Source organism: Aliiruegeria haliotis, assembly GCF_003003255.1.
Lineage (GTDB): Bacteria > Pseudomonadota > Alphaproteobacteria > Rhodobacterales > Rhodobacteraceae > Tropicimonas > Tropicimonas haliotis.
The window spans coordinates 787,118-802,651 of record NZ_PVTD01000002.1 but is presented as its reverse complement, the minus strand read 5'-3'; the positions used below and the strand labels follow the sequence as shown (position 1 = coordinate 802,651).

Genomic DNA, 15,534 nt, shown 5'->3' with positions numbered 1-15,534 from the left:
TCAGCGGCCCGAGAGCGCCCAGTCCCAGTAGAGATCGCGGGCGCGGCGGGCGATGGGACCAACCTGGTAGGTGACGTCGTCAAAGGCTGTCACCGGCGTGACCTTGGTCATGTTCCCGGTCAGGAAGACTTCGTCGGCGACTTCGAAGTCTTCGAAGGACAGCACGGTCTCCACCACCTCGACGCCATCGGCGCGCAGGTTCGTGATATGCCGGGCCCGTGTGATGCCGGACAGGAAGGTGCCATTGGCAACGGGTGTGAAGGCGACCCCATCCTTCACCATGAACACGTTCGCGGTTGCGGTTTCGGCGACATTGCCGAGCGCATCCGCCACGAGTGCATTGCCAAAGCCCTTGGCATAGGCCTCCGCCAACATACGTCCGTTGTTGGGATAGAGGCAGCCGGCCTTGGCGTTGCAGACCGAGGATTCCAGGACCGGGCGGCGAAAGCGTGTGCGCGTCAGCGTCGTGGAGGTGCCGGCGGGCGACATCGGGATTTCCTCAAGGCAGACCGCGAAGCCGGTGGCACCCTTCTTGGGAAGCACACCGCTCTTGTCACTGTCGATCGCCCAGTACATCGGCCGAATGTAGACCGCGGCACCGGCGTCATATTGCGCCAGCCCTTCCCGGGTGATCTCCATCATCTCCTCGGTGGACACGGTCGGGTCGACCATCAGAGCCTCAGCGGAGCGATTGACGCGGGCGCAGTGCTTGTCGAGGTCAGGGCTCACCCCTTCGAAGAACCGGGCGCCATCAAAAACAGTCGAACCCAACCAGGACCCGTGGTCGGCCGCCCGCATGATCGGCACATTACCATCGTGCCAGGTGCCTTCGAAATAGGTGCGGATGTTGGTGCCGACTGCCATGGCTTCCTCCGGTTGAGCGCGCCGCGCGACACTATGCCTGTCCGAAGGACGCGTCCAGTGGCTGTCGCGCGTGGCCTTGAGGCGTCGGGAATGGCTGTCGGAAACTGGAAGCCGGGGAAGGGTCGGGCTCCGGCACCCCCCGATCCGCACGGGCTGAGTGGGGCGATAGGCGGGGCTGGCGGGCGAAGCCTGCGCATCCTTGCGGACAAATCCGGGCAGACAGATTTCCACACGTCGGAAGCACATAGCAAAGCGCGCAATGGTCACGCATATGAAACCTGACAACGGCCTGTCCTACCGACGTGTCGGACCTGAAACGCTTTTGTGAAGCCCGGTCCTGCAAATGGCCGCAATTTCGGCCTCCGCCGCGTGGGGAGCGGAAGTCGGCCGCTGCCACTCGACCTGTCCGGCCGCGGCCCAGCCTGCGGGCAGCCACCGATGCCCGCCGGGTGAACCCGACACTGGCGCACTACCACAGGTCGAGTGATCTCGCGTCCGGAATCGCTGCGATCAGCGGACGAGGCCGACGATCTCGTATGCTTCTTTCAGGATGGGCTCGGCGAGTGCCCGGGCCTGCTCCGCACCATGACCAAGAATGCGGTCAATCTCTGCCGGATCGTTCATCAGGCGGGCCATCTCCGTCGAGATCGGCGCGAGTTTCTCGACTGCAAGATCTGCCAGCGCAGGCTTGAACCTGCCCCAGCCGGCGCCGGCATATTCCGCGATCACCTGTTCGTCCGTCAGCCCGGAGAGACCGGCATAGATATCGACGAGGTTCCGTGCCTCCGGGCGTCCCTTCAACCCGTCAAGCGTTTCGGGAAGGGGCTCGGGATCTGTTCGGGCCTTCTTGAATTTCTTGGCGATCGTGTCGGCGGTGTCGGTCATGTTGATCCGCTCCATATCCGACTCGCCGGACTTCGACATCTTCTTCGTGCCATCGCGCAGGTTCATCACGCGCGTCGCGGGCCCCTCGATGACGGGTTCCGTCTCGGGGAAGAAATCGACCTTGTAGTCATGATTGAACTTCTGCGCGATGTCGCGGGTCAACTCGACATGCTGTTTCTGATCCTCGCCCACCGGGACGTGGGTGGCGTGGTAGATCAGGATGTCGGCTGCCATGAGCGCCGGGTAGGCATAGAGCCCGAGGCTGACCTTCTCGGCGTTTGCGCCGGCCTTGTCCTTGAACTGGGTCATGCGGTTCATCCAGCCCACACGCGCCACGCAGCTGAAGATCCAGCCCAGCTCGGCGTGGGCCGAAACCTGGGACTGGTTGAACAGGATCGATTTCGTTGGATCGATGCCAGAAGCGATGAAGCCCGCGGCCACTTCGCGGGTGGCGGCATGCAGTTCCTTGGGGTCCTGCCAGACGGTGATCGCGTGCAGGTCGACGACGCAGTAGATCGTCTCGTGGGTGCCGGCATCCTGCCAGTCCACGAACCGCTTGATCGCACCGAGGTAGTTGCCGAGCGTCAGGCCGCCCGAGGGCTTGATCCCGGAAAAGACGCGCGGGGTGAACTTGGATTCGTCAGACATCGGAGTCTCCGGCTGGAAATTCAGGCTGCGACCGCTTACCCATGCCGGCATATCGCGTCAACCGGAGGCAGCCATGCAGGACCCGAACTCACAGAGCCCGTTCAACGCACTGCCACCAGTCGTGGTGGTGCTGGTGGCGGTGATCTTCGGGGTCGAGCTGCTCTTTGGCCTGTCGCGCTCGGGGCTGATCGCGGGGACGCGGGGCGGTGACGACTGGCGAATCTTCGCGATCCAGAACTATGCCTTTTCCTCCGAGATCCTGCACTGGATGATGGAGACCTCCCGCTGGCCGCTGGAGCATGTGAAGCGCTTTGTGACCTATCTCTTCGTGCATGGCTCCTTCACCCACATGGTGATGGTCTGCGTCTTCGTGCTGGCGCTTGGCAAGATGGTAGGAGAGACGTTCCGGCAATGGACCGTGGCGGCGATTTTCCTTGGGTCCGGCGTGGTCGGGGCGTTGGCCTACGGTCTGCTTTCGGGCGCGACGCAGCCGCTTTATGGTGGGTACACCGGTGCCTACGGGTTGATTGGAGCGTTCACCTTCATCCTCTGGGTCGGCTACGGCCGTGCGGGCGAGAACCAGTTGCAGGCCTTTCGGTTGATCGGTTTCCTGATGGGGATCCAGTTGCTGTTCGGGCTGATCTTCGGTGCCAACAAGGACTGGGTCGCCGAGTTGGCCGGGTTTGCCACGGGCTTTGTGCTGTCCAGTGTTGTGCAGCCGGGTGGTTGGGCTGCGTTGCTGCGGACGATGCGCCAGCGGTAGGCAGAGGGCGCATCCTACCAAGTCCGCCCAATACGGATAGCCCTGCATCGGCGATCTCGACCGGACATGCATCCGAACCTCATGGGCGGGCTGACTACTCCACTTTCCGTGCCCGGCGCATTGACCGGTGCATCTCGCCCAGGTTTGTTGCGCCCAGCACCTGCGCGGCGGCGAAGTAGCTGACGATGCCGACCCCCACGAGCAAGAGCAGCGCGACATACCGAATGCCGTCCTGGTAAAGAACGTCGCCGAGTATCGCCTCTGTTCCCAAAAGACAGGCCCCCATCACGGCGCAGGCCGCAAGGATACGCACGGCACGGCGCTTGAGGCGGGCGTCCAGAACGGCGGCCTCGCCCATCGACCGCGATCCCGCCCAAAGCAGCGCGACCATTGCCCAACCTGCCAGCGTGGTGGCCCATGCGGCGGCGTAGAAGCCGAAGTAGATCGCGCCGCCGATGGCGATCGCCGCGTTCAGCACCATGGCGACAAGGGCGTAGTAGAACGGCGTTTTGGTGTCATGGCGGGCGAAGTACAGTGGCTGGAACACCTTTTGCAGAACGAAGGCCGGCAGGCCGGCGCCGTAGATCGCGGTGACGATTGCTGTGCGGGCGGCGGCCTGTTCCCCGAAAGCGCCACGCTGGTAGAGCACGGAGACGATGGGCTCGGGGATCAGGACGAGTGCCACGGATGCCGGCAGGGTCAACAGAAGCGCAAATTCGGCCGCGCGGTTGAGCGCGTCCTGACCGCCGGTGGTGTCCCCGGCCGCGAGCCTGCGGGAGAGATCCGGCAGCAGCACCACGCCAATGGCAATCGCGACCACGCCGAGGGGCAGTTGATACAGCCGGTCTGCGAGGTTCAGGTACTGGATTGCGCCCTCGAAATACGATGCAACCTGGCGCCCGACGAGCAGGTTGATCTGCACGACGCCGCCCGCCAGCATTGCCGGGGCCGCGATCTTCGCCAACCGTTTGAGTTCGGGTGTGAGCCTGGGGCGGCGCGGCACCAGCCGGAACCCGGCCCGGAAGGCAGCAGTCCAGACCAGCATCATCTGGGCAATGCCCGCGATGGGCACGCCCCAGATCAACCAGGTGCCAAAATCGCCACCGGTGATCTCTGCCATGACCATGGCCGAAACGAGAATGATGTTCAGCAAGACCGGCGCGGCGGCAGCAGCCACGAAGCGTCCCGTGGCATTGAGCACGCCAGACAGCAGTGCAGCCAGCGAGATGAACAGGATGTAGGGAAAGGCGATGCGGCCGAAATCCACGGCGAGGTCGAAACGTTCGTCGCCACGAAAGCCCGAGGCCATCGCCATCACCAGCCACGGCATCGCCGCCTGAGCCAACAGGGTCAGAATGATGAGCACGCCAGCAAGGCCACTGAAGGCGTCGTTGGCAAATGTCTTCGGATCCTCGCCTGTCTCCAGCTTCTTGGAAAACATCGGCACGAAGGCCATGTTGAAGGCGCCCTCGGCGAAGAAACGGCGGAACATGTTGGGCAGGGAGAAGGCGATCAGGAATGCCTCCGCTACCGGCCCGTCACCGAGTTTGGCCGCGAAGACGATGTCACGCACAAAGCCGAGGATCCGTGACATGAGCGTCCAGAAGCCCACTGTCAGGAAGCCCGCCACAAGGCGGATCGGTTTCATTCGCTTCTGGCCCTTTCGGCGCCACGCTCGATGGCCTTGACCAGTTTCTTTTCAAGCGCTTTCTGTTTGGATTTGCTGTGGATCTTCAGGCCGAACATGTCCTTGACATAGAAGGTGTCCACCGCCTGGGCACCGTAGGTCGCGATCACGGCGGAAGCGATGTAGATATGCGAGTTGGCCAGCGTCCGTGTGAGATCGAACAACAGGCCGGGACGGTCGCGTGTGTCGACCTCGATCAACGTGTAGATCTCCGAACCGTTGTTGTCGAAATGCACCGAGGTCGGGAAACGGAAATCGCGCTCCCGTTTCTTCTGCTTGTCGCGCTTGCGCAGGGCTTCGCCAGTGATGATCTCGCCTTTCAGGCACTTCTCGATCATTTGCGTCAGGCGGGGCAGGCGGCTCGCCTCGTAAGGCGCGCCATCGCCATCCTGGATCCAGAAGATCGCCGTGGCATAGCCGTCCTTCGACGTATAGGTCCGCGCGTCGACGACGTTCGCACCAACCAGCGCAAGGGACCCGGCCAATCGGGAAAAAACACCCGGATGGTCGACCAGCGCGAAGCAGGCGCGGGTGGCGTCGCGGTCCGCTTCCGGCGTCAGGTCGATGCGGATCTCGTCATCGCTCAGGCCCCTGAGCTGCTTGGCAAAGGTGACATAGGCAGCTTCGGGCAGGCCTTGCCAATAGGGTGAATAGTGGCGCTCGATCTCGGTTTCGATCTCCTGCTCGCTCCAGTCGGACAGGGCGGCGCGCAACGCGGTCTGGGCTTCCTCGCCTATGTTCTCGCGGTTGAGGTCCTCCATCCCGCCATCCAGCGCGTCGGCGGTCTGGCGGTGGAGTGTGCGCAAAAGCTGCGCCTTCCAGTTGTTCCAGACATTGGGGCCCACGCCGCGGATGTCGCAGACCGTCAGAACCGTCAACAGGTCGAGCCGCTTGCGGGTTTTCACGATCTTTGCGAAGTCGCTGACAGTGCGTGGGTCGGCGATATCCCGTTTCTGAGCCATGTCGGACATGACCAGATGCGCCCGTACCAGCCATTCGACGGTATCGGCCTCCTCGCTCGTCAACCCGAGGCGCTTGCACACCGGGCGGGCGATACGGGCGCCCAGAACCGAGTGATCCTCCACGCGGCCCTTGCCGATATCGTGCAGGAAAACGGCAAGGTAGAGCACCTTTCGGTCCACGCCCCTTTCGAGGATTCGCGAGGCGACGGGAAGCTCTTCCACCAACTCGCCGTGTTCGATCTGGGCGAGGACGCGGATGCACTGGATCGTGTGCTCGTCCACGGTATAGGCGTGGTAGAAGTTGAACTGCATCATCGCGACGATGGGTTCGAATTCCGGCACGAAAGCGGCGAGCACTCCCACTTCGTTCATACGTCGCAACGCCCGTTCGGGGTTTCCGTGATCAAGCATCAGGCGCAGAAAGATCTTGGCCGCTTCGGGATCGCGGCGCATTTCCGCGTCGATCAGATGCAGATTGGCAGAGACGAGCCGCATGGCGTCAGGGTGGATCAGGGTGTCGGTCTGAAGTGCCTCGTCAAAGAGCCGCAGGATGTTCAACTTGTCGGCGAGGAAGGCTGTGTCGTCCGCAATGGCAAGCCGCCCGCCCTGCCAGACAAACCCCTCCCGCTCGACCTTTCGGCGGCGGAAAAGCCCGGCGAGCATGGGCTCGCGCTTCGCGTGGGCGGCCTCCAGAGAGGTCAGGAAAATTCGCGTCAGTTCGCCGACCCGGGTAGCGTGGCGGAAGTAGTCCTGCATGAAATGCTCGACGGACCGGCGACCAGAGTGATCGGAATAGCCGAGCCGCTCGGCCACCGGAACCTGCATGTCGAAGGTCAACTGTTCGGCAGGTCGCCCGGCGATCAGGTGCAGATGCCCGCGTGCGGCCCACAGGAAGGTCTCGGCCTGTTCGAAAGACCAGAACTCCTCCGGTGTGAACACACCGATCCCGACGAGGTCCTCGATCCGGTTCACGCGATGCACGTATTTCGCAATCCAGAACAGCGATTGCAGGTCGCGCAGGCCGCCCTTGCCCTCCTTGATGTTGGGTTCGAGCATGTAGCGCTGCCCGCCCTGTTTGCGGTGGCGTTCTGCACGTTCGGAGAGCTTGGCCTCGATGTAGTCTTTTGACGACCCCTTGAAGAGTTCGTTCCACAGCCGGGAGGTGAGCATCTCCGTCAGGATCGCATCGCCATCGACATGCCGCATCTCCAGCAGCGAGGTTCGGATCGTGTAGTCCTCACGCCCCAGCTTGAGGCATTCCCGGATCGTGCGGGTGGCATGGCCAACCTTCAGGCGCAGGTCCCAGAGGATGTAGAGCATCTCCTCCACGATGCACTCGATGCGAGGGCTGATCTTGTCCTCGGCCAGGAACAGCAGGTCGACGTCCGAGTGGGGCGCCATCTCCGCCCGGCCATAGCCGCCCACGGCAATCACCGACATGTGCTGGTCACTGGCGTCGGCACCGCCCTCCACCAGCAGGAACTTCGCAGTCCAGAAGGCCGAACGGATGATACAATCGGTAAGCCAGGCATAGGAATGCACCAGCGGACGGGCGGACCGCGGCGAGGCCTCGAAAGCCTCCTCGATGGCGGCGCGCCCGTTGGCAAGCGCCTCGGCCAGCACGCCAATGGCACGGACGCGCCGGCCCGTGCCTTCGCCGCCGTCAACCGCGGCGGCGAGGCGTTCGTTCAGGCCGTTGACGTCGAATATCCTGTCTGCGGGACAGATGAGGTCCTGCGGGAGCGGCGGGGTCGTGATGGCGGGGGCCGGTTTAGAAACCGAATCCGCCGAAGCTTCTTGGGGCAGCGTCAATGACTGTAACCTGGCTGTTCTGGATCTGCCCGACCGCGAGGCCGCGCTGGTTTGTGCCGTCCGGGAGGAGGCGGAAGATGCCGTTGACGCCGACGAAACCGGAGCCCTGTGTCAAGGCAGCGCGGGTCAGGGCGTCCGACTTGCCCTTGCCGACGAGCGCGCCCACGGCGGCGATGCCGTCGTAGGAGAGCCCGGCGAGCGGGTGCGGAGCGCCACCGTAGGCCGAAGCGTAGCGGGAGCGGAAATTGGCCGAGAGCCCGGGATCCGGAAGTGCCATCCAGGCGCCCTGAAGACCGGGCTGCGAGAGTGCCTCGGGCGGGATATCCAGCCGCGCGAGGCCGATGAACTGGTGGTTCGGCGCACCGACGCCGTTCTCCGGCAGCATCTGGGCGAGGAAGGACATGGCGCCGTCGTTGTCCGAGGTGAAGAAGACCGAGTTGGCGCCGGAGGCCTGAACCTGTTGCGAGATCTGCGGCACGGCGGCAACGATGCCCTGCTGGGAGAAATCGAAGGAGGCGCTGCCGGCGAGGTTCGCGCGGCTGCTGTTGATGGAGTTCAGAATCGCATCCCGGCCGATTTCCTCGGCGGTGGTGCGGGCATTGACCACGAAGATGTTGCCCTTGCCGCGGGAGGCGGCGTAGCGGGTCAACCGGTCGGAGGTGTTCTGGAAGAGATTGCCGAGGACAAAGACATTTCCGCCGGCGATCGAGGCGTTGTTGGAGAAGGCCAGCACGTTCAGACCGCGATTCGCCACAGCGAGACCGGCGGCGTTGGCAGCCTCGGAGTAAAGCGGTCCCAGGATGATCTTCGCGCCCTCGTCGGCGGCGCGGGAGGCGGCTGCAGAGGCGCCGCCGGCATTGCCGCCCGTCTGGTAGACCCGGAGGTCGATCTGGACCTTGTCGAGATCTGCAATCGCAAGGCGGGCTGCATTTTCGAGGCTTTGAGAGACGATCGCGTCACCGCCAGCCCCACCGGGCACAAGCAACGCAACCGGGACCGGCGCGCTCGTATCGATCGAGGGGCCGCCGCCTCCTGAAGCGTTGGGAACGCCGTCACAGGCCGCCAGCAACAGGGCGCCGGCAAGCGCAAGACCGCGGGTGGCCAGCGCGAAAGGGTTTCTAAATGCAGAAAACATGGGTTAAATCTCGCTCTTCCAGGTCAGGCTGAGGGCACGGGCAAAGCTGGGCCCTGGTCGACCCGACCGTATTCCGTGGAAGGCGGCAAGTAAATGTCCCAAGCAGATGAGACCCGAGGAAGCCGTGCGTTCCGTGAAGTGACGCTGGAACCAGGCATCCACTTTGTTGCGACCCCGATTGGAAGCGCCCGGGATATCACACTCAGGGGGCTCGATATCCTGGCCTCTGCCGATGTGATCGCGGCGGAGGACACGCGGACGACGCGGCACCTGATGGATCTGCATGGCGTGCCCCTGCGCGGGCGCCCGATGATTGCCTACCACGACCACAATGGCGCTGCACAGCGGCCCCGGATTATGGGATTGATCCGAGAGGGGAAGTCGGTGGCATATGCATCGGAGGCCGGTACGCCGCTGGTTGCCGATCCCGGGTTTCAACTCGGGCGCGCTGCAATTGCGGAGGGTTTGATGGTCACCAGCGCGCCGGGCCCATCGGCTGTCCTTGCGGCACTGTCCCTGTCGGGCTTGCCGAGTGACCGGTTTCTGTTCGCGGGGTTTCCGCCAACTGCAAAGGGCGCGCGCAAGTCCTGGCTCGAAGGGCTCGCCGGCGTCGACGCAACGATTGTGCTCTTCGAATCCCCCAAGCGAATTAGCCGATTGTTAGGGTCCATGGTGCAAGTCTTCGGCGCAGAGAGGCAGGCAGCCGTCTGTCGCGAACTGACCAAGCGATTCGAGGAGGCGCTGCGCGGCAGTTTGGGCGAGTTGGCAGAATCGCTCGACGGCAAGACACTGAAGGGGGAGATCGTTCTCGTTGTCGACCGACCGGGCCAGCGGGAGGTATCGGCCGACGATCTGGAAGACGCCTTGCGCAAGGCGTTGGCAGATCATTCGGTGAAAGAGGCGGCAACTCAGGTTGCTCAAAGCCTCGGAATGAAGCGGCGCGATGTGTACCAGGCGGCGTTGCAACTGAAAGAAGGCGGTGACGAGCAGCCATGAAAAGCGGATCCGTTCGATACCATTCCGGCTTGAAGGCCGAAGACATCGTCGGGCGACACTACGAAGCAAATGGCTGGCGGATCGCCGATCGCCGCTGGCGCGGAAGTGGTGGCGAGTTGGACCTCGTGGTGCAGGAAGGGGAGAGGCTTGTTTTTGTTGAGGTCAAGAAAGCGCGCGATTTCGCGCGTGCGGCCGAGCGCGTTTCGCGTCGGCAGATGCAGAGGATTTATGCCACCGCATCCGAATACCTCGGGAATTTACCTGACGGGCAGATGACCGATGTCAGGTTCGATGTCGCGCTTGTAGATGGTGTCGGGCGGGTTCAGGTCGTGGAGAACGCAATCGGCTTCTAAATACCGATGTTGCCTCGCTCCGGCAGTTCGGCCATGAAGGCCGAAGTCCACAAGAGGTACCGCCATGTCATTGAAGATCGCGTTCCAGATGGACCCGATTGCCGGGGTCGATATCAACGCCGACAGCACGTTTCGCCTTGCCGAAGAGGCGCAGTCACGCGGGCATGAGCTGTTCTTCTATTCCCCGGATCGTTTGGTCTGGAGAGAAGGAAAGGTACTTGCGTGGGTCCAGCCCATGGAAGTGCGACGCGTTGTAGGTGACCATGTCACCCTTGGCACGGCGTTCGAAGCGGATCTGAGCGGAATGGATGTTGTCTGGCTTCGTCAGGATCCGCCGTTCGATATGGGCTACATCACCACGACTCACTTGTTGGAGCAGTTGTCCCCGGATGTGCTGGTGGCCAATGATCCGTTTTGGGTCCGCAATTGCCCGGAAAAACTGCTGGTACTGCAATTCGAGGACCTGATCCCGCCGACCATGATTGCGCGAGATTTGGTGGATCTGCGGGCCTTCAAGGAGACGCACGGCGATATCATCCTCAAGCCACTTTATGGCAATGGCGGCGCCGGTGTGTTCCGGTTGGATCCGAACGACCGCAACCTTGCATCGCTCCATGAGCTCTTTGCGTCGCTTTCACGCGAGCCGTTGATCGCGCAGAAGTTCATTCCCGACGTGTCAAATGGCGACAAGCGGATCATTCTGGTTGATGGCGACCCTGTTGGTGCGATCAATCGCGTCCCCGCCGCCGGCGAGACTCGCTCCAACATGCATGTCGGCGGCCGTCCGGAGAAGATCGGCCTGACCGAGCGTGATCAGTTGATATGCGAGGCCATCGGGCCGACATTGCGCGAACGGGGACAGATTTTCGTCGGAATTGACGTCATCGGCGACTACCTGACAGAGATCAACGTGACCTCACCGACCGGGATCCAGGAGCTTGAGCGTTTCGATGGGATCAACGTGGCCGAACGCATCTGGCAGGTGATCGAGGCACGTCGGGCCGGATAGGCATGCAGCCAAGTCGACGGCTCCGGGGGCTCAACGCTTTTCGGTCCGCCCACGCCTTGTGGCGACGGCAAGACCGCAAGAGGCGCGGCGGGAGTTCGCGCGATTTGCTCGCCGGACATTTCGCGCGCCGCCCCACATGTTGCACCTCGTGACACCTGGGCATCCGCCTTTGCACTGGATCAACGTCGGGCCGGTGCAGAGGGATCACGTGATCCTGTATCTGCATGGGGGAGCCTATATCGCCAGAAGCCCGGACACGCATGCGGGCATGATCGCTCGTCTGTCGAAACTCACAGGCTTGCGCGTGGCCGCACCTGCCTACCGCCTGGCACCGAAACACTAGGCACCGGCCGCGTTCGAGGACACACGGGCCGCCCATGCGGCACTTCTCGACCTGGGATATTGCCCCGATCGGATCATACTGGGAGGTGACAGTGCGGGAGGGGGACTTGCGCTCGCCTTGCTTTCCGATCTTTGCGCGCGGGACCTGCGCCCGGCTGGGGTCTTTGCCCTGTCGCCTTGGGTGGACCTATCGCTGTCGGGAGTGAGCCTTTCGTCCAACGCCGCAACGACCCCTTCCTGCCAGCCAACCGTATGAGCGAAGCGGCGACGTTTGCACTCGGGGCATTCGACCCGCGCGATCCGCGGGTGTCACCACTCTTCGCCTCGTTCAGGGATCCACCGCCAGTGGCCTTGCACGTCAGGACCACGGAGCTCTTTCGCGACGATGCCAGGCGCGTTGCAGAGGTATTGCGAAATGCAGGGGGCAGGTCTCGCTGACCGAATGGACAGAAGCGCCGCATATCTGGCCGATCTTCGACGGCTATGTACCGGAAGCCCGCCAAACACTTCGATGGATCGCGGCGTTCATAGAGCGGCTTCTGGCGCAATTGGCGTCGGCAAAGGGGGAGTGACGGATCGGTGCACGGATGGTGGCGATGATCGCTTTGCCTCTAGCACGACACGCGTCGGGCGGATCGGAGGCCCGGATCGCACGGTGAATTCTGTGCCGGAAACGATATCGGGAGGCAGGTGTGAGCCGCGATCTTTACGTCGATTGACACCGGCAAACGAAACACTCACCAGTTCCACGCCGGTCAATACGCCGCACATCCTGCCATTCGCCGTCGTCCAGACGCCGGGTACATGCTGGCATGTCTGTCGGACGGAGCTGCGACCGGCTCCGGAATTCGACGGTTTTCCCAACGTGATCCAGCTCGGCCGAGGAGCGCTCCGCAGGTCAATCAAAGGGCTTCGCCATTTAATCGGGCGTCCGCGCGATCAAGTTGATTTTACGCCGGTTCCGACACTGGCCGGCATTGGACAATCGGGCGACCTTGTTGCTTCCAGCCCAAAAGAACAGCCGCGATCACTTGATCGCGGCTGTTCTTCTTGGTCTTCCCAAGGGCTCGTCGGCTGCTTCGGCTGAACCGAAGCCAAAACGCTAGGGGGCTTCTGCCTGCTCTGCGGCCTGACGGCGCTCGCTTTCTTCGCGGGACAGGGCCACCGACGTGCGAACACCATTGGAGACGAACTCCATAAGTCCCGACACGACCCGTTCATTGGGGTCGATGCCGGCACAGCTGAGCACTTCACGGCCGTCACGAGACCGTGCCCAGCGGGCTATTTGCTCAGGACCATTGCCGTATTTCTTGTCGTCGGCAATGGCGTCGTCCAGCGCGGCCAGAACAACAGCAGCAAAGAGCTTGCGGGCTCGTTGGCCTTGTTCGTAGTTGAAAGCCGTGCCGTCAACGAAATCGGTCATCTCGTCGTCCTTTTATTCTTGCTCTTGTCTTTTCGGCGTAGGGCCGAATATGACGGTTTTGTTGCGATTCGGTATTTCCGTTTCGGAATGTCTCCTATGCGCCTTGCGCATGGCTTGTGTCGCCGCGAGCCGTATATCGTCGGCTTGTCAGCAGCGTGCCTCCCAGATATAGAGGCCGCCAGATTGCGTTCAACCTCCGCAAGGTTTTCTTTATGCCAAAGATCAACGGAAATGAAATCCGCCCCGGCAACGTGCTGGAGCACAATGATGGTCTCTGGGCCGCCGTGAAGGTCGACCACGTGAAGCCCGGAAAGGGCGGCGCGTTCGCGCAGGTTGAACTGCGTAACCTGCGCAACGGGTCCAAGCTCAACGAGCGTTTTCGGAGTGCAGACAAGGTCGAGCGGGTCCGGCTGGAGCAGAAGGACCAGCAGTTTCTCTATGAATCCGACGGGATGCTCGTGTTCATGGACAATGAAACCTTCGAGCAGATCGAGCTTCCGGTGGAAATCCTTGGGGAGCGTCGCCCGTTCCTGCAGGACGGAATGACCATCGTCATCGAGTACTACGAGCACGAGGCGTTGAACGCGACGCTGCCGCAGAAGGTCACCTGCAAAGTCATCGAGACGGAACCGGTGGTGAAGGGCCAGACGGCGGCGAATTCCTTCAAGCCCGCCGTTCTGGACAATGGCGTGAAGGTCATGGTGCCGCCATTCGTCGGTCAGGATGAAGATATCATCGTCAACACCGAGACAATGGAATACGCTGAACGCGCGTGATGGATTTGCGCTGGTCCGGCTGAGCCGGAACGCGTCACACAGGGTCGCCATTGGGCGGCCCTTTTTTGCACGCCACGCCAAAAGGCTGAACGGCCGCTATGGCGTGCCGGGCGATCGGTCAGAAGCCCAATGCCGACAGACGGCTGTAGATCATCGGCAGGTAGCCGTTCCCGAACAGGCGCAGGTGCACTAGCGCCGGCCAGAGCTGATAGATGTTTCTGCGAACATCCCACCCGGGAGCGAGGGGGCCGTAGGCCCGAAGAAACTCGCCGGGAGGCGCCCCGAACAAGTGCAGCATCGCAAGATCCACCTCCGCGTCGCCATAGTAGCAGGCCGGATCGATGAAGGCGGCTCGGCAGTTTGGGCCAAACAGCAGGTTGCCGGACCACAGATCTCCGTGCAGCAGGGCGGCTGGAGGTCGCGCGGGCAGCAAGGTGTCCAGATGCTTGCAAACTTGATCCAGCCTGCGGGAAATCTCTGTTGGAAGGGCTTCTGGCGCGGCGAAAAGTCGCTGCTCGGCCCAGAAATCAGGCCAGTTTTCCCGTGGCGTGTTGGGGATGGCGACTGCGCCGAAGGCATAGTCCTCGTTCCAGCCGAAAGTTGGCGACAGGTTTCCATGCAAACGGCGCAACGCGTGCCCGAGCGTGGACCAGCCATCCGCATCCGGAGTGATTTCCCTGAGGAACTCGAGGAAGAGTACGGTACCGGACAGACCCAGCACCTCCGGCACCGGGGCCCCGGCGCGGGCCATCGCTGACAGCATACGGGCCTCTCGTGCAACCTGCGGGCCCTGCTTCGCAACGATCTTGCGCCCGGACGGCAACGTCAGGAGCGACACCGTCGACAGGTCTCCGCCATGGAGCGGGCGAATGGTGGCAGCGGGGTGTCCGAAGATAAGTCGGGTGGCGTGTTTAAGGGGCATGTTCGGCCCAGAAGTGCCCTATGGGGAAGTCCCGTGCAACCGGCCCGGTTTGCGGGGTCAGTCTGCGCGGGAACCCTTCCAGTTGACCAAGGCGTCGCCGGCCCGCATCCCCTCGCCGGCACGATCGAACCGCAAGTGCGCCAGCGCCCGTCCGTTTGCCTGGGTGAAAAGCGTCCCGGCCGGCTTGCCATCCGCCGTGATCTCAGTTCCGGGCGCGGCGGTTCCCTCGACCTCCACGATGGCCAGACCTTTGCGCAATTCGGTCTTGTGCTTCATCCGTGCGGTGACTTCCTGCCCGACGTAGCAGCCCTTGCGAAAGTCCACACCGTTCAGACGCTCGAACCCGGCCTCCAGGATGTAGCTGTCGTTCGGGAGCAACTCGACCCCGGCTTCCGGCACACCGGCGGCCACCCTCAGCGCCTCCCAATCCGTTTCTGACGCTTCGCCCGGCGTGTCGCCGTAGAGGCGCCAACCAAGCGATGGATGGCGGGGGTCTGACAGCGCTCCGGCGGGGGCGGGACCGATGCCGCGCGAGACAAACAAGTCTGTTTCCTCGATCGCCACGTCGGCCCTCAGCTTGTACATGGCAAGCCGTTTGGCCAGATCCGGGGCAAGCGGGCTGGCCACATCGAGCAAGATGCGGTCGCCGTCGGCCTTCAGGAAGAAATCGGCCAGATACTTGCCCTGCGGGCTGAGCATCGCGGCATAGACGAGGCCATCGGCGAGCCGGGCGGTGTCGTTGGTCACCAGACCCTGGAGGTATTTCTCCCTGTCGGTGCCGGATATGGCGAGGATGGTACGGTTGTCGATGCGTTCGCCTTGCATGGTCTTGCGTCCTTCGCGCCGTGGCTGTCGTTGACATTTGCCATTCGGAGCACCGGGCGGCAATGCCTAGATCGGGCGTTGAACTGGGAGCCGGCTTGGCGCATGACAAGGGCGAAGTCCAAGGATCGGCCG

General features: G+C 62.8%; 14 protein-coding genes and 1 pseudogene. 7 read left to right on the top strand and 8 right to left on the bottom strand.

Features of this window, described 5'->3' with window-relative positions; genetic code table 11:
* Together CLV78_RS09045 and trpS are read right to left on the bottom strand one after the other, a co-directional pair.
* Entirely contained in the window at positions 1 to 864 is an 864-nt protein-coding gene (locus tag CLV78_RS09045; RefSeq protein WP_106204441.1) for a branched-chain amino acid aminotransferase, read from the bottom strand.
* Between the two features lie 510 nt (positions 865 to 1,374).
* Complete coding sequence (gene trpS, locus CLV78_RS09040) at positions 1,375 to 2,397, bottom strand: tryptophan--tRNA ligase (protein WP_106204440.1); 1,023 nt, start codon at positions 2,395 to 2,397, stop codon at positions 1,375 to 1,377.
* 73 nt (positions 2,398 to 2,470) lie between these two features.
* Here trpS and CLV78_RS09035 point away from each other — a divergent pair, with 73 nt between their 5' ends.
* Positions 2,471 to 3,160, top strand: a complete 690-nt coding sequence (locus tag CLV78_RS09035) for a rhomboid family intramembrane serine protease (protein WP_106204439.1) — start codon at positions 2,471 to 2,473, stop codon at positions 3,158 to 3,160.
* 94 nt (positions 3,161 to 3,254) lie between these two features.
* Here CLV78_RS09035 and murJ read toward each other — a convergent pair whose 3' ends face one another.
* Genes murJ through CLV78_RS09020 form a run of 3 tightly spaced genes read right to left on the bottom strand, consistent with a single transcriptional unit; the run spans position 3,255 to position 8,756 of the window.
* Positions 3,255 to 4,808, bottom strand: coding sequence for a murein biosynthesis integral membrane protein MurJ (gene murJ, locus CLV78_RS09030; protein WP_106204438.1), 1,554 nt, complete (start codon positions 4,806 to 4,808; stop codon positions 3,255 to 3,257).
* Positions 4,805 to 7,621 (bottom strand): [protein-PII] uridylyltransferase, encoded by a 2,817-nt coding sequence (locus tag CLV78_RS09025; RefSeq protein WP_106204437.1) that lies wholly within the window; start codon positions 7,619 to 7,621, stop codon positions 4,805 to 4,807. Before CLV78_RS09025 ends, murJ begins: the two co-directional genes overlap by 4 nt.
* Positions 7,581 to 8,756: an ABC transporter substrate-binding protein gene (locus CLV78_RS09020; RefSeq protein WP_106204436.1), complete on the bottom strand. Its 1,176-nt coding sequence runs from the start codon at positions 8,754 to 8,756 to the stop codon at positions 7,581 to 7,583. The genes CLV78_RS09025 and CLV78_RS09020 overlap by 41 nt, the downstream gene beginning before the upstream one ends.
* A 93-nt stretch (positions 8,757 to 8,849) precedes the next feature.
* On the opposite strand from CLV78_RS09020, the gene rsmI reads away from it, so the two are divergent.
* The 5 genes and pseudogenes from rsmI to CLV78_RS24770 all read left to right on the top strand — a co-directional run bounded on the left by rsmI (position 8,850) and on the right by CLV78_RS24770 (position 11,894).
* Complete coding sequence (gene rsmI / locus CLV78_RS09015; RefSeq protein ID WP_106204435.1) at positions 8,850 to 9,752, top strand: 16S rRNA (cytidine(1402)-2'-O)-methyltransferase; 903 nt, start codon at positions 8,850 to 8,852, stop codon at positions 9,750 to 9,752.
* Entirely contained in the window at positions 9,749 to 10,105 is a 357-nt protein-coding gene (locus tag CLV78_RS09010; RefSeq protein ID WP_106204434.1) for a YraN family protein, read from the top strand. The genes rsmI and CLV78_RS09010 overlap by 4 nt, the downstream gene beginning before the upstream one ends.
* A gap of 64 nt (positions 10,106 to 10,169) precedes the next feature.
* Positions 10,170 to 11,114 carry a glutathione synthase gene (gshB, locus tag CLV78_RS09005; RefSeq protein WP_211300964.1) on the top strand — a complete coding sequence of 315 codons (945 nt, stop codon included), beginning with the start codon at positions 10,170 to 10,172 and terminating at the stop codon, positions 11,112 to 11,114.
* A gap of 136 nt (positions 11,115 to 11,250) precedes the next feature.
* Positions 11,251 to 11,712: pseudogene (locus CLV78_RS24775) on the top strand (alpha/beta hydrolase).
* Positions 11,709 to 11,894, top strand: a complete 186-nt coding sequence (locus CLV78_RS24770; protein ID WP_281261140.1) for an alpha/beta hydrolase fold domain-containing protein — start codon at positions 11,709 to 11,711, stop codon at positions 11,892 to 11,894. Before CLV78_RS24775 ends, CLV78_RS24770 begins: the two are co-directional and overlap by 4 nt.
* 664 nt (positions 11,895 to 12,558) lie before the next feature.
* Here the strand turns inward: CLV78_RS24770 and CLV78_RS08995 are convergent.
* Positions 12,559 to 12,879, bottom strand: a complete 321-nt coding sequence (locus CLV78_RS08995) for a DUF6280 family protein (RefSeq protein ID WP_106204433.1) — start codon at positions 12,877 to 12,879, stop codon at positions 12,559 to 12,561.
* A gap of 212 nt (positions 12,880 to 13,091) precedes the next feature.
* Here CLV78_RS08995 and efp point away from each other — a divergent pair, with 212 nt between their 5' ends.
* Positions 13,092 to 13,655, top strand: a complete 564-nt coding sequence (gene efp, locus CLV78_RS08990; RefSeq protein ID WP_106204432.1) for an elongation factor P — start codon at positions 13,092 to 13,094, stop codon at positions 13,653 to 13,655.
* A 118-nt stretch (positions 13,656 to 13,773) separates the two neighbouring features.
* On the opposite strand, the gene CLV78_RS08985 is transcribed toward efp, so the two are convergent.
* Positions 13,774 to 14,577: a fructosamine kinase family protein gene (locus CLV78_RS08985; protein WP_106204431.1), complete on the bottom strand. Its 804-nt coding sequence runs from the start codon at positions 14,575 to 14,577 to the stop codon at positions 13,774 to 13,776.
* Positions 14,578 to 14,634: 57 nt separating this feature from the next.
* Entirely contained in the window at positions 14,635 to 15,387 is a 753-nt protein-coding gene (ygfZ, locus tag CLV78_RS08980; RefSeq protein WP_106204525.1) for a CAF17-like 4Fe-4S cluster assembly/insertion protein YgfZ, read from the bottom strand.
* Between the last annotated feature and the right edge of the window lie 147 nt (positions 15,388 to 15,534).